Annotated in this window: 14 protein-coding genes; 4 read left to right on the top strand and 10 right to left on the bottom strand. The window is 55.1% G+C overall.

The features are described 5' to 3' along the window. Positions 1–42: 42 nt before the first annotated feature. Entirely contained in the window at positions 43–246 is a 204-nt protein-coding gene (locus ACR0BK_RS16165; protein WP_480555419.1) for a hypothetical protein, read from the top strand. A 58-nt stretch (positions 247–304) separates the two neighbouring features. Here the strand turns inward: ACR0BK_RS16165 and ACR0BK_RS16160 are convergent, their stop codons facing one another. After that, on the bottom strand, positions 305–1,312 hold the full coding sequence (locus ACR0BK_RS16160) for a replication initiator protein A (RefSeq protein WP_480555417.1): 1,008 nt from the start codon (positions 1,310–1,312) through the stop codon (positions 305–307). Between the two features lie 401 nt (positions 1,313–1,713). On the opposite strand from ACR0BK_RS16160, the gene ACR0BK_RS16155 reads away from it, so the two are divergent. Together ACR0BK_RS16155 and ACR0BK_RS16150 are read left to right on the top strand one after the other, a co-directional pair. Continuing rightward, positions 1,714–3,129 (top strand): AAA family ATPase, encoded by a 1,416-nt coding sequence (locus ACR0BK_RS16155; RefSeq protein WP_480555415.1) that lies wholly within the window; start codon positions 1,714–1,716, stop codon positions 3,127–3,129. A 73-nt stretch (positions 3,130–3,202) separates the two neighbouring features. Then, positions 3,203–4,219: a ParB/RepB/Spo0J family partition protein gene (locus tag ACR0BK_RS16150; protein WP_480555414.1), complete on the top strand. Its 1,017-nt coding sequence runs from the start codon at positions 3,203–3,205 to the stop codon at positions 4,217–4,219. 28 nt (positions 4,220–4,247) lie between these two features. Here the strand turns inward: ACR0BK_RS16150 and ACR0BK_RS16145 are convergent, their stop codons facing one another. The 9 genes from ACR0BK_RS16145 to ACR0BK_RS16105 form a co-directional block, all read right to left on the bottom strand. Then, positions 4,248–5,303, bottom strand: a complete 1,056-nt coding sequence (locus ACR0BK_RS16145) for a tyrosine-type recombinase/integrase (protein ID WP_480555412.1) — start codon at positions 5,301–5,303, stop codon at positions 4,248–4,250. Between the two features lie 289 nt (positions 5,304–5,592). Then, positions 5,593–7,089 carry a glycosyltransferase family 39 protein gene (locus tag ACR0BK_RS16140; protein ID WP_480555492.1) on the bottom strand — a complete coding sequence of 499 codons (1,497 nt, stop codon included), beginning with the start codon at positions 7,087–7,089 and terminating at the stop codon, positions 5,593–5,595. Between the two features lie 374 nt (positions 7,090–7,463). Further along, the gene (locus tag ACR0BK_RS16135) at positions 7,464–8,942 is read right to left on the bottom strand and encodes an arylsulfotransferase family protein (protein ID WP_480555410.1); all 1,479 of its coding nucleotides are present in this window, start codon (positions 8,940–8,942) and stop codon (positions 7,464–7,466) included. A 184-nt stretch (positions 8,943–9,126) separates the two neighbouring features. Further along, positions 9,127–10,578 (bottom strand): hypothetical protein, encoded by a 1,452-nt coding sequence (locus tag ACR0BK_RS16130; protein ID WP_480555409.1) that lies wholly within the window; start codon positions 10,576–10,578, stop codon positions 9,127–9,129. Beyond that, positions 10,578–10,820, bottom strand: a complete 243-nt coding sequence (locus tag ACR0BK_RS16125) for a hypothetical protein (protein ID WP_480555408.1) — start codon at positions 10,818–10,820, stop codon at positions 10,578–10,580. Before ACR0BK_RS16125 ends, ACR0BK_RS16130 begins: the two co-directional genes overlap by 1 nt. 69 nt (positions 10,821–10,889) lie before the next feature. Then, complete coding sequence (locus tag ACR0BK_RS16120; RefSeq protein ID WP_480555406.1) at positions 10,890–12,200, bottom strand: arylsulfotransferase family protein; 1,311 nt, start codon at positions 12,198–12,200, stop codon at positions 10,890–10,892. A 177-nt stretch (positions 12,201–12,377) separates the two neighbouring features. Beyond that, positions 12,378–13,784 (bottom strand): glycosyltransferase family 39 protein, encoded by a 1,407-nt coding sequence (locus ACR0BK_RS16115; RefSeq protein WP_480555405.1) that lies wholly within the window; start codon positions 13,782–13,784, stop codon positions 12,378–12,380. Between the two features lie 452 nt (positions 13,785–14,236). Continuing rightward, complete coding sequence (locus ACR0BK_RS16110; RefSeq protein ID WP_480555404.1) at positions 14,237–15,244, bottom strand: glycosyltransferase family 2 protein; 1,008 nt, start codon at positions 15,242–15,244, stop codon at positions 14,237–14,239. Positions 15,245–15,472: 228 nt separating this feature from the next. Next, a complete protein-coding gene (locus ACR0BK_RS16105; RefSeq protein WP_480555403.1) occupies positions 15,473–16,798 on the bottom strand; it encodes a right-handed parallel beta-helix repeat-containing protein in 1,326 nt (441 codons plus the stop codon). Positions 16,799–17,205: 407 nt separating this feature from the next. Here ACR0BK_RS16105 and ACR0BK_RS16100 point away from each other — a divergent pair. Then, positions 17,206–18,699, top strand: a 1,494-nt coding sequence (locus ACR0BK_RS16100; protein WP_480555402.1) for a right-handed parallel beta-helix repeat-containing protein, incomplete at its 3' end; no start/stop codon positions are given.

Here is an 18,699-nt window from a genome sequence, read left to right as displayed (position 1 = left end):
GAAACTGACGCGGCCAAGACCAATGCCGGAGGACCGGATAACATGATGGGAATTCTCGGGATAGCTGTCCTTGTCGGTCTGGGGGCCAGTGGGTTTGCGTTGTACTCAGGCATGTCCATCTTGATGGTATTAGGGATCTACATGCTGGCGGGCTGGGCAGTCATCCTTTCTGCTATCATCGTGATTTTCGCCCTCCGCTCGTTCAGGCCTCAAGCACAGAAACAGGATCACGCCTATTCAGGCTGATCATTTACAGCTTCCCTACACATCTTTCGTCAAAGCTGCAAACACGCGGCAGGGCACCTTAATCCCGCCCGGCGACCCTCTTGGCCACATAGCCCAGAAACGCCCGCTGCGGGTTTCTGATCTGCGGGCGGCCGGATGCGGTCCAATAGGCCAGCCAATCCGCCTCCAACGCATAGACATCGCGGCCCGGTGCCATTGCCCGGGCTTCCTCCAGTGCCTGTGACGGCAGGATCGGTTTGTCCGGTCCCTCGACCACCTGGCCACGGCGCGAAAAGCGGATCAGGTCGCCGGGCTCTTCGATCATCTCGTAATCGGGCAGGTGATCGGCTGCGATCATGTCGCGGATCATTTTGCGGAACACCCGCCGGGGCGAGGCCGAGCCCGATTTCTTCAGCAGCACCTCGACCGAGATCCGCCACTCGGGCTGGCGACCGCAATGCTTGCGGGCCAGCTCATAGATGCGCCGCTCAAGCGGTTTGCGCAGGCGAAAGTAGTCGCGGCTGAGGGTCAGAACGGATTTCGCCAGCACCGCGCGAAACAACCAGTCCGACAGTTTCACACTGACGCTGACCATCCGGCCCGCCCGGGTGTGGCGGACGATTTCCCAGCTTTCGATCAGGCCGAACCCGGTGGTGGTTTCCTTCTCGCCGGTGACAATGTTGGTGGTGATCCGGGTGCCTGCCAGCCGCTCGAACGCTTCGCGCAGACGCTTGTAGCCATCGCCGCTGGTTTCGCGGTTGGTGGCCACCAGCAGATCATGCGCCTTCAGATGCAGCACCCGGCTGACCGTCCGGCCCGCATTGATCGCTGCCATCAGCTGGCTGATGCAAAAGATCAGGATGTCCTTGTCGTGGATCGTCGCCAGCCCCCGCACCGAGGGCGTCACCGTGATCTCGACCCCGTTATGCTCGTAATTGAGGATCCGGCGATCCGGTCGGGTCGAGAGCGAAAACATCGGATGCTCCATCGAGCCCATATCTGTCTTGGGCAGCGCATCGAAGATATCGCATACAAAAAAATCACCCGTTGGGTGCCGGTCGGGCAACAACGCCCCTGACCCGCTCATACTGCCCTGCCCATATGTCCTGCCCGAATCTTTGTTCGTGGTTTTATTGACGCCTACCGTAGAGTTATCCACAGGACGCGTAAAGCCGCCGGAACGTGGGATCAGAGTCACTGCAACGTGGGATCAGAGTCGCCTGATCGTGGGATCAGATTCACTATGGGCGCTCGATAATGCAAAAAACCATTTTTTTTCTTATACTTAAAAACATCAGGATTTCGCTGTAACTAATAAGATAACAGGATTCTAACTGGATATTTTTTTGCCTGACACTCAAAACCAGCGTTTCAATCGATAGTTACCCCTTATTATTGCTTAGAAAATCCGGTTTTATGCTCATTATGCTTCCGCATGCTTCCTTTTGTGGTATATTGGTCAAAACATAGCACATAGGCAGATTTTCAATGCGAGCAGCGACCTCCGAGGGGCTTCCCCCGTATTTCAATATCGATCCGGATCTGGCTTATGCTGAGCTTGGCAATCCAACCGGTACGGGTGACTTTTCACAAATCGCGGATGCCTGTGCGCGGGGTCGCAGCGATCTGGCAAACCGGGGGCTAGAAGAGAACGGTCAGAAAAAGCTGCGCCTGTTTTCAACTTGGGAAATCACCAAATACCTGATCCCTGTTGCACCCGCCCATTTTCGCCGTGTGCTGAAGGGCAACCCGGATTTGCCGCAGGGGCAATCCGAAACCGAGGGTGGGGCCAAGTGGTTCACGCTGGATGAGGTTCTGCGGCTGCGGGCACATTTTGCCTCGGAGGGGTCCAAAGCCAAAGAGTACCGCCCTTACCGGCCCAATGGGCTACCTGCCAAGATCGTTTCGGTCGCCAATTTCAAGGGCGGCGTTGGCAAGACCTCAACCTGCGCGCATCTCGCCATGTCTGCCGCCCTGGATGGTTACAAGGTGCTGGTCATTGATCTGGACAGCCAGGGTTCGATGACGTCGATCTTTGGCGGCAAGGTAACCGATGAATGGCAGACGGTGTTCCCCCTGCTGGCCCGTCATTACGCCACCCATCTGCGCCGTGATAATCAGGGACGGCTTGATCGGGGTGAGGCACCACACCCCATCGACGACACCTTGTCCGAAGCGCTGAAGGTCCGCAGCAGCGATCTGATCCAGACCACGCATTGGCCGAATATCGACTTGATCGGCGCGCAGCTGAACCTGTACTGGGCCGAGTTCCAGATCCCCGTCTGGCGAATGCAGGGCCGCAGCTGGAAGCTGTGGGACGCGCTGACCGATACGCTGGACGAGGATGGGGTGCTGGACGAGTATGACATCATCTTCATCGATACCCCCCCTGCCCTTGGCTATCTGACGATCAATGGGCTGGCCGCCTCGGATATCCTTCTGGTGCCCATGGGGGCCTCGTTCCTGGAGTTCGACTCCACCGGGCGCTTCTTTGACATGCTGCATTCCACGTTTCAGTCCATCGAAGATGGTGAGAACATGGCGGCTCGCGCGTTGGGACGGCCCGAGATGGCCTTTCAGTGGGACGCCGTGCGCACGATCATCACCCGCTATGACGGCAGCCAGCAGGCGGAGCTGGCCGGGCTGATGCAGGCCTATCTGGGTCGGACTCTGTCGCCACATTGGCAGGGCTACACGGCGCTGATCGGGCAGGCCGGGGAACAGGTCAACGGCATCTACGAGGCCGATTACCGTGATTTCAATCGCGAGACCTATGTGCGCGGGCGGGAAACCTTCGATGCCACCTATGCCTCGTTCAAGAAGCTGCTGATTGGTGTCTGGCGAGGTGAGGAACTGGCCCAGCAGGCCGAAGCGGCGGGAACGCCGGAACTGGCGCTAAGGTGATCATGTTTCGCGCGCGAAACACATCAGTGGTGCCCGAAACAGGGTCTGATCTGCGCTGGAAAAGGAGAAAGTGATGGCAAAACGCAAACGGTTGACCCCTGCCCGGCCGGATTATCTGGAAGACACCCGCCCTGCCCCCGGGTTGAACCCCATGTTCCCTGCGGATACGCCCCGCGCTGCGCCTCCGGTTGCGCAGGTGGCTGGAGCCACGGCGGCTCAGGCGGCACTGGAGGAGCTGTCCGGAGAATTGCGTGCCGCCCGTGCCGAAGGTCGGCTGGTGCAGGACCTGCCGCTGGATTCCATTGAGGAAACCTATCTGGTGCGCGACCGGCTGGCGGCTGATGACGCGGATATGGAGGCATTGAAGGAAAGCCTGAAGGCGCGCGGGCAGCAAACACCGATTGAGGTCGTGGAACTGCCGGAGGGGCGTTATGGGCTGATCTCTGGCTGGCGTCGGATGACAGCGCTGCGGGCCTTGGCGCAGAACACGGGCGAGGCGCGCTTTGCAACCGTACGTGCCTTTCTCAGGCAACCACAGAGCGCATCAGACGCTTACGTGGCCATGGTCGAGGAAAATGAGATCCGCGTCGGGCTGAGCTATTATGAGCGGGCCCGGATCGTGGCGCGCGCGGCAGAGCAGGGCGTTTACCCGGATGAGGCCGCCGCCCTGCGCGGGCTGTTTGCATCGGCCAGCCGGGCGAAACGGTCAAAGATAGGGTCCTTCATCGCGATATATCACGCGCTGGACGATCACCTGCAGTTTGCTTCGGCCATTCCCGAGCGGTTGGGATTATCGATTGCCAAGCTTGTGAAAGAGGAGTCGAAAGCGACTGCTTTGATAGCCAAAGCCCTGCAAGGGGCCGCGCCCGAGACATCGGAAACTGAGATATCGGTTCTGACCCGCACGGCAAACAACCTGTCATCAAGGGATGCAAAATCGCCCGCTCCCGAGACGGTCTCGAAAGAGACATTCGGTGACATTCATTTGAAACAGAGTCGAAACGGTTCACAAGTCATCCTGTCCGGTCGAGGGATGTCTGAAGAATTTCTTATGGAACTGAAAACCTGGCTACACGCACGCAGCACCTAATGTTTCGCGCGCGAAACCGCCCCTTCTTTCATCCCAACAGGTCCGTCGCCGGGTTTTCGGCGATATCGACGTCATCGTAGTATTTCTGCGCCTGCGCCATGGAGCGGTGCAGGGACAGGCGCATGGCGGCCTGGATCGGGGCGCCGTCCAATGCGGCTTGCGTCAGAAACCCCGAGCGCAGCCCGTGAGGGCTGGCGAAGTCCTCAGGTAGCCCAGCCAGTTTCAGTCGATGCTTGACGATCTGATAGATCGCGTCTGGAGACAGACGGCGTTTCAGCACGTGGTCGGCCTTGGAGATGGGGCGGAACAGCGGCCCATCCCTGATCTGACCCACCTCGATCCAATGCACCAGCGCCTGTGCCGCCCGGGTTTTCAGCACCAGCCGCGGGGTTTCCCCCTTTTGGGTGGTCTTGGTTTCCAGCAGTGAGATCCACACCAGGCCCTTGGTCTCGAACTCTTTCAAGGACACATCTTCCCGCATCAACCCGGTGATCTCGGACCTTCGCCGCCCGCCCGAGGCCCAGCCCAGCATCAGGAGCGCCCGGTCGCGGCAATCGCGCCGCGACCCCCGGCAGGTGGCCAGCAGCTGCTCCAGCACATCGCGGGTGATCGGATGTTGCGATTTCGGGGCAGGGGGCCGGGCGGCGGCGCGGCGCGCCTTGGCCCGGGCCTGCTTGACCTGCGGGGTATCAAACGGGCTGGTGAGGTTTTTCATCCGGTGAAAGGCCAGCCAGGAGGCGATGCGCCGGTCCAGCGTTGAGGGGGCCGGGCAGGCCGGCGACTTGCGCAATCCCTGCGCGATCAGTGCCTCGACCGTCTGGCGGGCGCGATCGTCCACCGGCACGCCCGTCAGGTCGCGCGCATGATCGAGGATAAAGGCCAGTGCGGTGGCTTCGCTTTCGGGCCAGTCCAGAGTCGTGCCAAAGCGCAAAGCCTTCCACGCGGTGATATAGAGCAGGTCGCGCTCATAAGCGCGCAGCGTATTGGCTGGCGTACCGCGCACATAAAGATCGGTGAGCGCCTCCTGATCGGCCTGGGGGAGGGCAGCGGAGGGGCTGGGAAGATAAGGCGCAAGAGGCTTCATGAGGCACATTCTGCGCGTATTTCCCGGCAAAATCAATCAAACGTGATAAGGGATACTTATCAACTCTAATTGACAGAATTTCAAAAAAAGCAAAGCGCTAAACAATTTGGTTATATTTTGTCTATTATGTTGGTAATATATTGATTAAAAGCTAAAAACTTTTCAAATTCTAAAACAACTGCTCTTCCGTGAAGCTATGTATCTGTTGCGGACTTTTGGTCATTGGACGTTCCAAGATATAGAATGTCACTCAGGTCATGGCTTGGGTTTCGACTGGTAATCGCTGAGATCAATGGGTCTTTGTTCTGGGTTCAAAGAGTTCTGCGTTGGCCCGCCGTTTTTCGATTATTAATGTTTGCCTATAGCCTCGAAGTGCTGCGCGCCGCGCATCGGATACTGTTGGGGTTCCTTCGCCCGGCCAAGTGACCAACCAGACACGAGCACTTGGATGAGCACGCAAGGCGGCCTCATGCTCCGATACAATAAAATTAGCGTCGTTGATGTAATAGAACAGAGGTGTATCCGTCCAGTCGCGTGCCTGCCGCATAAAGACAAGGTCATCAGGGCGCATTTCAGGCAGCATCGCTTGTGCAATTCCCTGGTAATCGTTTGGAGCACCGGGCTTTTGGGCGGCATAAGGTATACTGAACACAAACACGATGACGCATATCCCTATCGACACCAGCCTGAGGGGCGGGCGTCGGAACATCCAGACGGCTCCCGCTGCACAGAGGATTAGATAGTAGGGTATGAAGAGTAAAAAGGCCCGGTCGGCCAGAACATATACCTTGTAGGACGCCACAAAAATGATCAGCGGAGAAGCCACTGCAAGAAGCCATAGGAGCAAGGTTCGTTCCTGAGGGTAGTGCAGGGTTTTCGATGGCAGTCTCGGGATTAGCGCGCGCCATGCCGTGCCCATGGTCGGAATAAGGAGCGCAAGAAAGGGTAAAACGGACATTGCCGTCAGCAATTCGGTCCGGCGGTGAGCGATTGAGGCAAGCCACAGCATGAAACAGGCTGAACAGATAGCTGCAAAACCCAAAATCCAAAAAGGAATGTTTCGCTCCAAGCTTACAACCGGCGCTTCGCGCTTTGGCGCTCTCAGACTGGCTGCCAGCAACACGAGGGCAAAGATAAGAATAATCCAGGTCCAGGCTGGTCCGATCTGTAGCATCGGAATGATGCGGTGATCCTTCGCATATAGAAACCCGAAGGAGAAGTATTCTACCAGAAATTCGGGATTTGGATCGCGTACCGCAGTTTTTCGCGCGCGGTAAACTGCATGCGTCAGTGCTGGCGCGGACAGGATGAAGGCTAGGGCTTGTATTTGGAACAGCCTGGGGGTCCGCCACCGATGCGCAAGATATTCAACCTCTACATTGGGCCGGGGCAGAACCAATATTGTCCAGAACAGGTGAAGCAGGATCAATGGCCAGAAGAACTCGACCGTCAGAATTCCGGCCATGACCGAAGCAACATAAGCAATCTCGATTCCAGGTCTCGGTCTGCGTGTCCTTACAAGGGTAATCAAAAGCCAGGTTGCTAAGAGTGACAGGAAAGCCCCGGCAACATACATGCGGGCCATCTGGCTCCATGCGATGTGAAAGCCATGGAGCGCCAGCAATAGCGCGGCCAGGCATGCCACGGTCGATCCGAATACGCTTCGCGCGATCAGGAAAATCAGCGGGATGGAGCCCAAGGCAAACAGGACACCCGGAAACCGTAGCGCGAGATGAGAGGTTCCGAACGTTTTGGTCCAGCCCAACATGGCCACATACCACCCCATGGGGTGCGGCTCGTCATGAAAGTGCCACCAGATCGTTTCCGTAAGCCCAAGCCGTGGGGGGGGCTCGGAGATGCCGGGAACAAGAGGGATACCGGGAACATAGATTTCCGGATGAGAAAGACTGCGGGATTCAATTCCCCATAACCGCAAGATAATCGTCAATACAATTGTGATTGCCAGCGCAATGAAGACGGCCACGTTTCGGCGCTCACGCCTAATTAGGAACACGCTATCTTTTTCGAGTATGCTCATGATTTCTATTTAGCAAAAACCAAGTGTGCCCGGTGGTGACAGGGTCAAATATTCTCGGTTAACATTACAATAAGTGCCCTGAATTAGAAATATTTGCGATGGGGATGCATAGGCTCGTGACCCTAACACCCGCTGTCGGATATGGCTTTCAGGGCTTTCTCACCGTGAGGTTGAGATATGTAACGTGACCATCCCAGGGAATAAGTCTCTCCGTTTTGTGCCCTGTTGACGAATGTAGCGACAATCTGACCAGTGCTATTGAGTGCGAATACGCGGCCACGGTTTGCTTCTTCGAAAATCAAGTGCCCGGACGGTGTGAAATCCTGCAAACCTTCCGATACTGTCGCGGCCCCCAAACCTTCCAATGCCGCACGAAAGGGGCTTTCCACTGAACCATCCTCAAAATCATAGATCAAAGTTTCGCTTATGCCTTCCACACGTGCGCCAAGTCCGCGATCATAGGCATTATTGTTGAACACGGCGATCCGGTGATCATCAAGGATGTCCACGTCATGCTGCGACAACCAGGGGCCTGCCTGGGACCAGATGATTTCGTGAGTCGACGGCCGGTAAAGCATAACAAGAGACGGCGTGCGCAAACTTAGAAACAGGTCTCCTTTTTTCCAATGAGGCCCATTGGTAAGAACCGGCTCGATGTCGTTCAGGTGCATTGGGTCGTGATAAAAATTGGCGGCGGGGAATAGCAGGTGGCGCAAACCGTTGCTATCTAAAATTTCATCCAGCGCCTCTTCGAAGACCACTTCGCCTTTGGCGTTTACCCGCACCAGAGATTCGCGGGCAAATTTAGGTGACAGGTTTTCAGGCCAGTCATTCAGCTTGTAACTTGGGATCCAGAAACCGCCCTGTCCGTCAGGGCTGGTTGAATGGTGAAACAAATATTCGCTTCGTGACCATCGGACGTCACCGCAAGGTGTTAGCATGAACAGCGGCGCAATGTGGTTTTTGACCAGAAGATCCCCTTCTTCGGTCAGGTACGGGTGGATATAGCGAAAATAGGCGTTATTCCAGTTTTCGTAGCGTGCGAACCCATCAAATTCTGGAAGTCGGTTAACAGTGGCCAGCAACGCTTCGGGCTCTGGTGACCAGGTTCTGAGAATCTCTCCGGTCTCCAGAGACATCAACTCGATCACGTGTCGCGCCTGATCGCCGTTATAGCGGCTTAGTAACAAGTACCCGGTCAACCCGCCGGAGCCAGGCGGTTGCCTCCATGACCATCCGGCGGGCAAATCTTCATCCGCGGAAAGACGAAGAAAGGGCATCATTTTGGTGTCTGGCCGCCCAATCTGCTTAATTGCTTGCCGTGCATTCTCTGGGATTTCGGCCAACGTCAGGGCCGCTTCACCTATCGCTCCGAAGTGATCGCCGCCCCGGTCTTCATTTCCCCGCTCTTCGTCGAGAACGACCGCACCAAATAAGACCATGCCTAACAGCCCCGTGACCAGAACCAGTCCCAGGACCCAAAGCTCGACTTTCTTAAAAAGAAGCTTTTCCATCGCGGGTTTTGACCTTGAGATGATAAGCTCAAAAAATGAAAACGTATGAATTCTGGGGACCTTACACCAAAACAGGTCGTTTTTCAAAAAACTGCAACCATCCATCAGAATGCAGGTGATCCCCTGAGGGATTAAATCACTTTTTCAGCCAGGCAGTTAGATGTCTTGAGCTTTACCTTGTCTGTAGGAAAATATGATCAGGGTGAGAGCTTTAAAGCAGGTGTTCGCAGCGATTGTCATGGGGAGGATCTATTAATTACCCCAAGTTTCGCTACCTCACGGCCAGTTTATCAAGATTGGCGTAGAGCGCGTTCGCCGTGTGCAGCAATTCGGCGTCAAACAAGTGATCAGGGGTTTGGTCTGGTGTGTTGCGAAAATAGTTGTCGAAGCACTGGCCTTTTCGGGGAAGCTCCAGCGTCTCGCACAAAGCGTGCATTGTCTGATCAGGACGGACTCTGAGATCATCCTGCGTGACGATCAAGCATATGTCGCTTTGCTTTTCGACGTGGCGAAAGGCTGCAATCCAGTAGTGCAGCCAGTAATCCGGCTGTTTGGGGCCGGTCTGGCCGGGGTCGAACGTGTCGAACGCAATGGGCCGGTGCAGCAGGCCAAATTCGAGATGCCCTATGTCCAGCATATAGCGGCGAACGAAATCATCTTTGGCCTGAAGGTTAAGAAAGTTTTTATGCTGGCGCAGCAGTGAGGCCGCATGTGCGGCCGGTCGGCGCAGCGGGACAATGATGTCGCAGCCGGGGAAATAAGACGGCAACACATTTAATCGCGCGATGTTTGCGTTATTCTTCGACAGATATCGCGCCTGCGCCTGCCCGGGGCGCCGTAGCGCAACGATCTTGTCAAAATGTCTACGCAGCCGATCACAGGCTGGTTCGTTCTTGCCACCCTCTTGCCAAAGGTCGATGGCTTTCTGGTGATATTTGTCCGGCCAGTAGAGGCGCCATAGCACTTCGTCAAATGCCTCGGGGCTGTCGAGGTCAATCTCAAGCCCGTCACCATGGGCTCGTTCGCGGCGCGTCACCCGATCTGATCGTTTTCCGCCGAGGACTGACCAGAGGTAGGGGGCGGTGATAAATGGCATGTCCCGGTATTGGTGCGTTGCGATCACGGGCATATCAAAAAATGCGTTCAAGAGCGCGGTTGTGCCACCTCGGGCCAGGGAAGTGATGAAGATCGGAGGTCGTGATCCCCTTGTCTTATTGGTGCACCCAAAGACCCTGTCATCTGCGGCCGCCAGGGATTTCATTAATAATGGCGTCGAAAAAGCCAAAGCGTGAACCAGGCGGTCACCTTCCGAATAGGCTTCGGTTTCGGAGGGCTTGCTTCCAGGCAAACGCTTCGAGACGAACCGGGCGATAAGGATCGCTGCTGCAGTGACGACGACGATATAATCAAGGCGGAGCATCAGCCCCATCACCTCATCGGTGGTTGCAAGGCCAGCGATATCAGCCAGAAGTATTGGTGTTCCGGCAGCGGCAAGCGACAGGCCGAAACGCCAGGCGAGTTGCCAGACGCCCTTCAAGAGCTCGAATGCGGCGCGGCGAACGGCGACCTCTTTCTCTTCATCTGTGGTTTCCGCGTCAAACATCGCAGAAACCCCGCGAACCGAGGATGCAACCAAAGACCGGGCCGCCGGAACAACTCCGGTCTTCAATAGGCCGATTGCAAATCCAAGAACCGCCAACAGCGAGACGCAGAAAGCGATCATCAATGATGCTCGTCAGGCGGGGCCTCAGCGGTCCTGGCGTTGCGGCGGGCATTCAGTGCCCGCTTGATCGGGAACCAAAGAAAGCCGGCAATCAGCAAAACCACGACAACCAGCAGGGCCAGGGCCAGGCCAATCGCGCCGAGACCGGCCCCCGGCCCTATATACGCATGAGCCGGCGTGGCACATGCAAGGCTGACCAAAGCAAATGCAGCGCTCGCTGTAACTGAAAATCGTCTGTTCATGATTTGCTCCTGAGTAATTTCGGGTCCAACACGCCTTTATCAAGCGCGGCCGATGGCCTTTTTGCGATTTCATTTGTCACAGGACGGCAGCGTGTCAAAGTAATCGGGCGGAACGTGAACGGCCGTTGTGATGATCGAATTGTAGTCGTCAGTCAGTATGTTCGACAATTCGCGCACCAAATCCCCGTCTGCCGTCACCTCGATCACCCGGCCCTCCATTGGTGAGGAGATCAGCCAATTGCCATTGGGCAGGCGTTCCTGCTGTCCCATGATGAAGCTGTCGAAGACCAATTCGGATCCAGCAAATTTATCGCGCACCTCACCGGTTTTCATATCCATTTCAATAATGGAGGATCGGCGGCGATCGGTATTGTTCGAGTATACCGTAATTGTGCCATCGGGATGAAAATCCGCATCGTGCTGGTGCTCCCACGGTCCTGCTTTGTGCCATTTCAGACGCTTCGTCTTCCGATCAACAACACCAACCAGATCGATTGCTCGGTGTGACATGATAAGGTCACCTGCAGAGAATTGAGGGAATGCCCCGGCCCATTCCGATGGCAGGACCTCGACATCATTTGGGTGAATGATGTCCGGGATTTCATCGGCCTCTGCATCCCAGCGCCACTTGAAACCATTGGGAATACGGAATGCCAGTTGCGCCTTAGGGTCAGGAAGGATGACGTCTTTCGCCAGGTCAATGCTCTCAAGCGTTTCTCCGGTTTCCGCATCAATCCGGGCCATTTGCTGATCGTGCCCGCCATCCCAGATTTTGGAGGTCCAGGTCCAGAAGCCGCCAAGGTCGGGATCTTCGGTCAGCGAATGGTGAAAGACCATATCTGTGCGCCGCCATATGATGTCGCCGCATGTATCAAACCTCGCCATGCCTAAGTTGTCGTCGAAATTGGCAAGGATTGACCCATCGGGCAGAGGGCGAATGGCGTGCACGAATTCGGCTTCGTTCCCACCTTCAACAACTTTTGAATGATCAATCTTCCACGTGTGCAGCACGTTGCCTTCGGTATCGATGAGGTCCGTGAGATAGCCGGGCGCGGGATTGGCGATCCGGTTGATCAGCACATAACCGGGCGCGACTTTATCAGCCTGGTGCACTACGTATGAATCCGATGGCATGCGCGCCGGGCGCTGGAGGTAGGTTCCATCCGGGACGACATACCCGGTGGCTCTCCACGACCTGATGGCCTCTTTGGTCTCTGAGAATGTCTTCCAAGGCCCCCAGTTTTTGTGGGTCGTCCACATACCTATAACAAACGAAAAGATAGCAACGAGCAAGATTGCGGAGATGTATGAAACAATACGCATTGGCGAAACCTGGATTAAAATCGTTACTGTGTATTTGTCCTCCGCAGTCCGAGCCAAGTCAACGCAGGAGTCCCGGCGCTGAAAACATAAAAGGTATTTCTATGTCGGTTTTTTGAGGCACCCATGTTGGATTGTGGACATTTGGATGTCGATGTAAAAGGTTGCTTCCTTGCCTCATGATTTTAAACGTCCAAGTGCAATACAAGGAGTGTTTTGTCATAAGCGGTGCGCTATTCAGTCACGCCGATATACATAAACGTTACCATCGCCCAGTGTTCCGGGGAAGTCATGGACAAGGTCCAGTTGCCCTTTGGCATCCTGCCTCAGTTGCGGGATGGCGCTGAACATTCGGTTCGGAAACAGGACGACCAATGTCACAGGACCAGGTTGAGCTATCGCTTTTGCATATGCTTCGGGGTCGCCAATGGTTGTCCAGTTGGCATTGAAATGGTTCTCAAAGACAGGCCCGCCCGGATTGATGGCGTAAACCCGCTCGGAAGGGTTGCGGGTCTGTTCCACAAAGGCAAAAGCTCCGGCCAGATTTTGTTTTGGCGCGGCATAGTTCCGCTGCACAAGAAGGGCGGATAAAGAGATCATCGCCGCAACACCGATGGCGAACAGTGGCATTCCGATCCGAGGCTGGCTTATCGCTCGCGCCACAATGCCCGCACCGTGCCAGCAGCCTATGACCGCAAGAATGATGAACGGGCCGATATCAACAAAAAAGAAGCGTGGCCAAATCCGCATGTCGAGCGACAGGAGAATAACCAGCGTCACCACGATATGCATAACGATGGACGGGAAAAACAGCGGTTGTGTTGAATGTGCTCCTGCGGCACCAAACGCCAGGGCGACCAATCCGCCGAATGCAACAATCAAGGTCAACGGGCCAGTATTTCCGACTGCTGTCCGTAGCCCTTCCAGCACTGTCCAGACCGGGCTCTGATACTCCTGCATCGGATCGACAGCGGATGTTGCCGCTACCTCACCCATGGCTTCCACGAGGCTTGGAAAGATCGGTAGATACAACAACACAATTAAGACCAGCGCCATTGCTACGCCAATAAGAGGCCGCAGCACCCAGTCACGGGTCAGGGCGGGGCGCCCAAACCCGGTTACCAGTGACACCAACCAGGTGAAACCCAAGGCGACAAAGAAGAATACCCCGGTCAAGTGTGTGAAAACCGCAGCTGTGGCAGTCAGGCCAAACGCAATCCACGTGCTGGTGGTCGGACGGTGCGTTCCCCGCAAAAAGAAAATAAGGCCCAACGTGCTCCAGAATGCGAGTTCGGTATATCCACGGGCGTTCTGCGAAAACCAAACTTGATGATAGGAAAGCGCGACAAGCAGAGCCGAAATATGAGCGACTTTCGTGTCTGCAACATCCCGCGCCAGCCACCAGATTGCAGCAACGATACCAACGCCGAACAGCACCGCTGGAAAACGATAGGCCCAGGGCTGATCTCCGAAAATTTGCGAAACCAGCTTAGCCTTCATGCTGAAAAAATAGTGATGGTTCATCGAGTATTCGCGCATCATTTCGCCCCAAGGCAGGCGGACATGCGTATCGACGGTCCAGATTTCATCATACCATAGCGGCGCATTCAGCCCTGCGGTTCGCAACACGGAGGCGAGAAGCAATATGAGCAGGAGCACAGCCAGATCATTACGTCCAACTGCGGGGGATTGTTGTATCATGGGGCTTTACCGGTCACATGTGCCTCGGTTCTGGGTGGCATTTGGTAAGTCGACCTTGCGTGAGGCGCGCGCAGCTGTCTGTCGGTATTTTTGTTCCCGTGGTGTATGTGCGTACGAATGCGCAAACACTGGGATTTCTGCGCAAAGATAGTTGCCTGTTTTTTGGATAATGTGACCTGATGGACCTTATTGGCGCTATTTCTGGGGCTGTGACCTTTCTATATGCTGGCCAGTTCTGCCCCGCACCCTTGGGTTGCGTCAGATGGCTTGCAGGCAACTGTTGGCGCAACATTATCTCGCAATTCCCATGACATTCGAAATGATCACCGACCAACAAAACACCGCCTGTACCGAATAAACGAATTGAACGCCCTGATGGTTCAATTGACGAAAGCTCAAGTCAATGGTTTTCCGTCGGGCGGCTCCACAAGGGCCTCGGAGGTTAGGCCAAGGCTGCTTTCGACAATGTAAAGCGGGCGTTTGCGGGCCTCGTCAAAGAGACGCCCCAGATACTCGCCGATCACGCCAAGCACCACGAGTTGCAAACCACCGATCAACAGCACGGCAACCATCAGCGAGGCATAACCAGGTACGTCCACCCCGTAGATCAGGGTACGTACGGTCAGGAAAATGCCGTAGATAATCGCCGCCAGGGCGGTCAGCATACCGATATAGCCAGCAATTCTCAGCGGGACGGTGCTGAACCCGGTAATGCCGTCCAGTGCGAAATTCCAAAGACGCCAGTAGTTGAACTTGCTTTGTCCCGCTGCGCGCTCAGGCCGGTCATAAAGTACCTCGGCATGTCGAAATCCGACCCAAGCGAAGAGCCCCTTCATAAAACGATTATGTTCTCGCAATTGGGTTATTGAGCGAACCACCCTTTGGTCCATGAGCCGAAAATCACCCGTATTGGCCGGAATCGGAACCCCCGAGAGCCTGTTGATGATCTGATAGAACTTTATCGCCGACCAGCGTTTCATCGCGGTGTCCGTATTGCGGCGGTGCCGGACGGCATAGACGACATCGAACCCTTCGCGCCATTTCTCGAGAAAGCTTTCAATCAGTTCGGGGGGGTCCTGCAAATCCGCATCTATCGGAACGACTGCTCTGCCCGAGGCAACGTCAAGTCCGGCGGTCAGGGCGATCTCTTTGCCAAAATTGCGGGAAAAGTTTACCACTTTGATACGCCCGTCATGTGCGTGCGCGTCGGCTAAAATTCTGGCTGTTCCGTCTGTGCTGCCATCATTCACACATATGATCTCATAGCTTTCGCCAAGGTTTCCCAGAAACTGGCCCAGCCGATCAAACAGGATTGGCAGAACGTCCTGTTCATTGAACATCGGCACAATAATGCTGAGTGTCGGGGTATCTTGATCTGCATGACCGGCCCGAGACTGCGACATGGGTGTGTTCATATTTGGCGGCACCGTGTGAATGTCGTTTATTGTGTAGCTGGCTGTATGTGATCATGGTTTGATGCGGGCCTCAAAGAGTTCCGTGCCTGCGCACAGCTTTTTTGAGCATCCGTGTCTGTTTGTAACCGCTATATGTCTGCTCTTTTCGTTGGGAATACCGGGAGTATTCTGAAGATTTGACCTGATGTGCCCGGTGCGGGCGCCGTCATATTGGAGCTATTTGCGGGTTGGGTAATTCTTAACGAGTGTGGAGCCGGCATTAAGCCGATCAATTTGGCTGCCTGGCCGCACGCCATATTCGTTATGCCCGTTTGCCGATCCGGTCGCGTAGTAGATGAATTCGCTGTCGTAAAATCCGGGTGCCCCCCGGGATATATCCTGAATGGCGGCATTATTAAGGATGACCCAATCGCGCTGGTTCTTGTATCCGCTGATTTTACTGACGGCGTTTTGTTCGATGACGACTGAGGTTGAATCCGGGGAAACGCTGATGCGCGGAATGGTGATGCCCCCATCTTTTTCCCGCCTGACCCGGATGACCGAATTTCGCCTGATCGACAGGTTATCGGCCCCATGGATCGAAATACCGTGTGCGTGTGCATTATAAATCACGTTGTTCTCGATCAACACATTCTGATGACGCACCATGGGATCCCCCAAGTTTTTGCCATCTCCACCCATCCAGATTGTCTGAGCGTAATCTCCCGCGCCCATGTCAAAGATATTGTTGCGGATTACGACGTCTGTGCTGCGTTGGTTGGAGGCGCGCATGATCTGCAGCATGTCACGGTGGTCTTTGCTTCCGGGCACACCGCGAAAATTGTGCAGATGGTTGTTTTCGATGATCAACCCATCGACAGCTCCCATAGCCATACCGTCCGAGCGTATGTCGTAGAAGGTGTTTCCCCGGATCGTTATGTCGTTGCTATGCCCACCCGTAAGTCCCTTCCACCATCGACGGAATGTGTTCTGGGACAGTGTAATCGATACATTGTCCTTGAGGCGAAGTCCGCGGCCATGCCCCACTCCTGATTTGTAGCCACCATCGAATAAGGAGTTCGAGATGGTCACGTTTCTGCTGGAATAGATGGTGAAGCGGGTGGTTGAGTCCTTGTCCCCCGGGGAATACTCATAGTCAAAAATCAACCCATCCAACATGATGTTGCCCGCGCCCTGCAGGCGTAATTCCGTGAAACATGCAGGCGACCCGGGGTTGGCTGAGCGGATCGTGATGGGCTTCTCAAAGATATTGCTAATTTTCAGAGCGCCATAATTCCCGCCTTCAAGAATGAACGTCTCTCCTCCCTCCGCATTTTGTATGGCGCCTGCGAGTTCGGAAACGTTGTGGAGTGTCTGGCCCTTTTCTGTACCGGACACGTTTGTCGTGGCCTTCGTGTCGGTACACGCCCCGGCGGCATAGGACGGGGTCGAAAAAGAGAGTAGTAAAATGCAGGCACACACCAGCATTCCGAAAGAACTGTGTCTGTCCCGCATGGCAGGTCCGCCCGTGTCACGTTCATCAATTAGGAAGGCTACGGGCATGGATGAGTCGTGTCCATAAAGCTGTGTTGAGCAGAACATTGGTGGATTTGATGGGGTGCCTGCACGAGATGACGTGGCGGCATCGGGCAATTCACCGCCGATATTTGTTCGGAATACGCGGGCCCATGCCGGAATAGTGGCAATTGTGTGTTCATTGTTGCGGCAGAGGAATCAATTCGCCAAACCCTTGGGTACCGCTAAGGGAAGGGGAACAATTCCCGGTAACGAGTATCAATTTCACTCGGAAATGAAGGCGAAGGGACATTATTGTCCCGATGCAGGCAACAATTTCCAAACATAGCCACATTCTGGCCCATCTGTCGCCTTCGTGCGGCTGTTCCTTCTGTCCTGGGTGAGCGGGATTCTTGTGCGCTGCCACTCACAGCGCCTATGCAAAAAGGTGAAAGATGTCGACGACAATCACGGTAACCTCCGCGGCGGAGTTGAACCAGGCTCTGTCTCAGGCGACAGGTGGGGAAACGATACTGCTTGCAGCGGGTGATTATGGGGTGCTGAATCTCAAAAACGCCCATTACACATCCAACGTGACAATCAAATCCGCTGATCCGAGCGCGATGGCAAGCTTTTCGGAAGTTTATGTCAACCAGACGTCGAACGTCACGTTCGATACTATCGAGTTTGACTATACATATGTCAGTGGGCAGCGTGAATCTGCCAGCAAGTTCCGGATCGACAACAGCACCAACATAAACATCGTCAATTCGGTTTTTGATGGGGATTTTGCAAGCGGAACCGGGACCTCGGCTGATGGGACAGGTTTCGGCAAGGGGCTTGTGGTCGAGGGTTCGGCAAATGTCACAATCGCCAATTCCGAGTTCCATTCCTGGTGGAAAGCCATAAACGTCGGCACCTCCTCGGATGTTGATCTGATTGGCAACAACATTCACACAATCCGTTCTGACGGTATCAACCTGGGCCGGGTTGACGGCGTTCTGATCGAGAACAACTATATCCACGATTTCGGGGGTGCCGCGGGTTCTTACGATCACCGCGATATGATTCAGATTAAGCGCTCCAGCGGGGATGGCAGCAGCGACATCATCATTCGGGACAATGTCCTGGATATTGGGTCGGGTGACTACACGCAGGGCATTTGGGCCGGTGGCGACAACGCCAACTATTCGGACCCGACCGACTGGCACCAAGATATCGTGATCGAAGGGAACGTTATCTACAATGCCCATACAAACGGCATTGCGATTCACATGACCGATGGTCTGACGATCTCGAACAACACATTGATTGCGGTTCCGCGCTCGGTGACGGGTGGTGTGACCATTCCCAAAATCACCGTCGGATCATCTTCGACCAACGTGATCATTGATCAGAATGTGACATCCGGGATTGCTGGCTATCAGGGGCAGTCCGACTGGACGATTCTGGACAATGCCTTTGTTCAGAATACAGATTCGAATGCGGCCGGATATTATGATGCTCAGTTTGTCTATTTCGCGACAACCGCAACCGATGGGTACAACCAGTTTGGTGTTATTCCCGGTAGTACAATAGATGTTCTGGGGGCAGGTTCTGACCTGGTCGATAGTTATCCGCTCTCTTACGACTCTTGGGTTGGAACGGCGACAACGCCTGTCTCCGGCGGAACGGGAACCAGTACACCGCCGTCAGGCACGACGTCCGGTACGGATACTGGTGGCACATCCGGTACGGATACCGGTGGTACATCCGGTACGGATACCGGTGGTACATCCGGCACGGATACTGGCGGTACGTCTGGCACGGATACCGGTGGTACATCTGGTACGGATACCGGCGGTACGTCTGGCACGGATACCGGTGGTACATCTGGTACGGATACCGGCGGTACGTCTGGATCGACATCGCCTTCTGTCCCATCCAGCCAAATGGTCTTTGACGACTTT

It is taken from the genome of Ruegeria sp. AF1 (assembly GCF_056542125.1).
The sequence above is the reverse complement of the archived record's forward strand: the minus strand, read 5'-3'. Positions and strand labels throughout refer to the sequence as shown.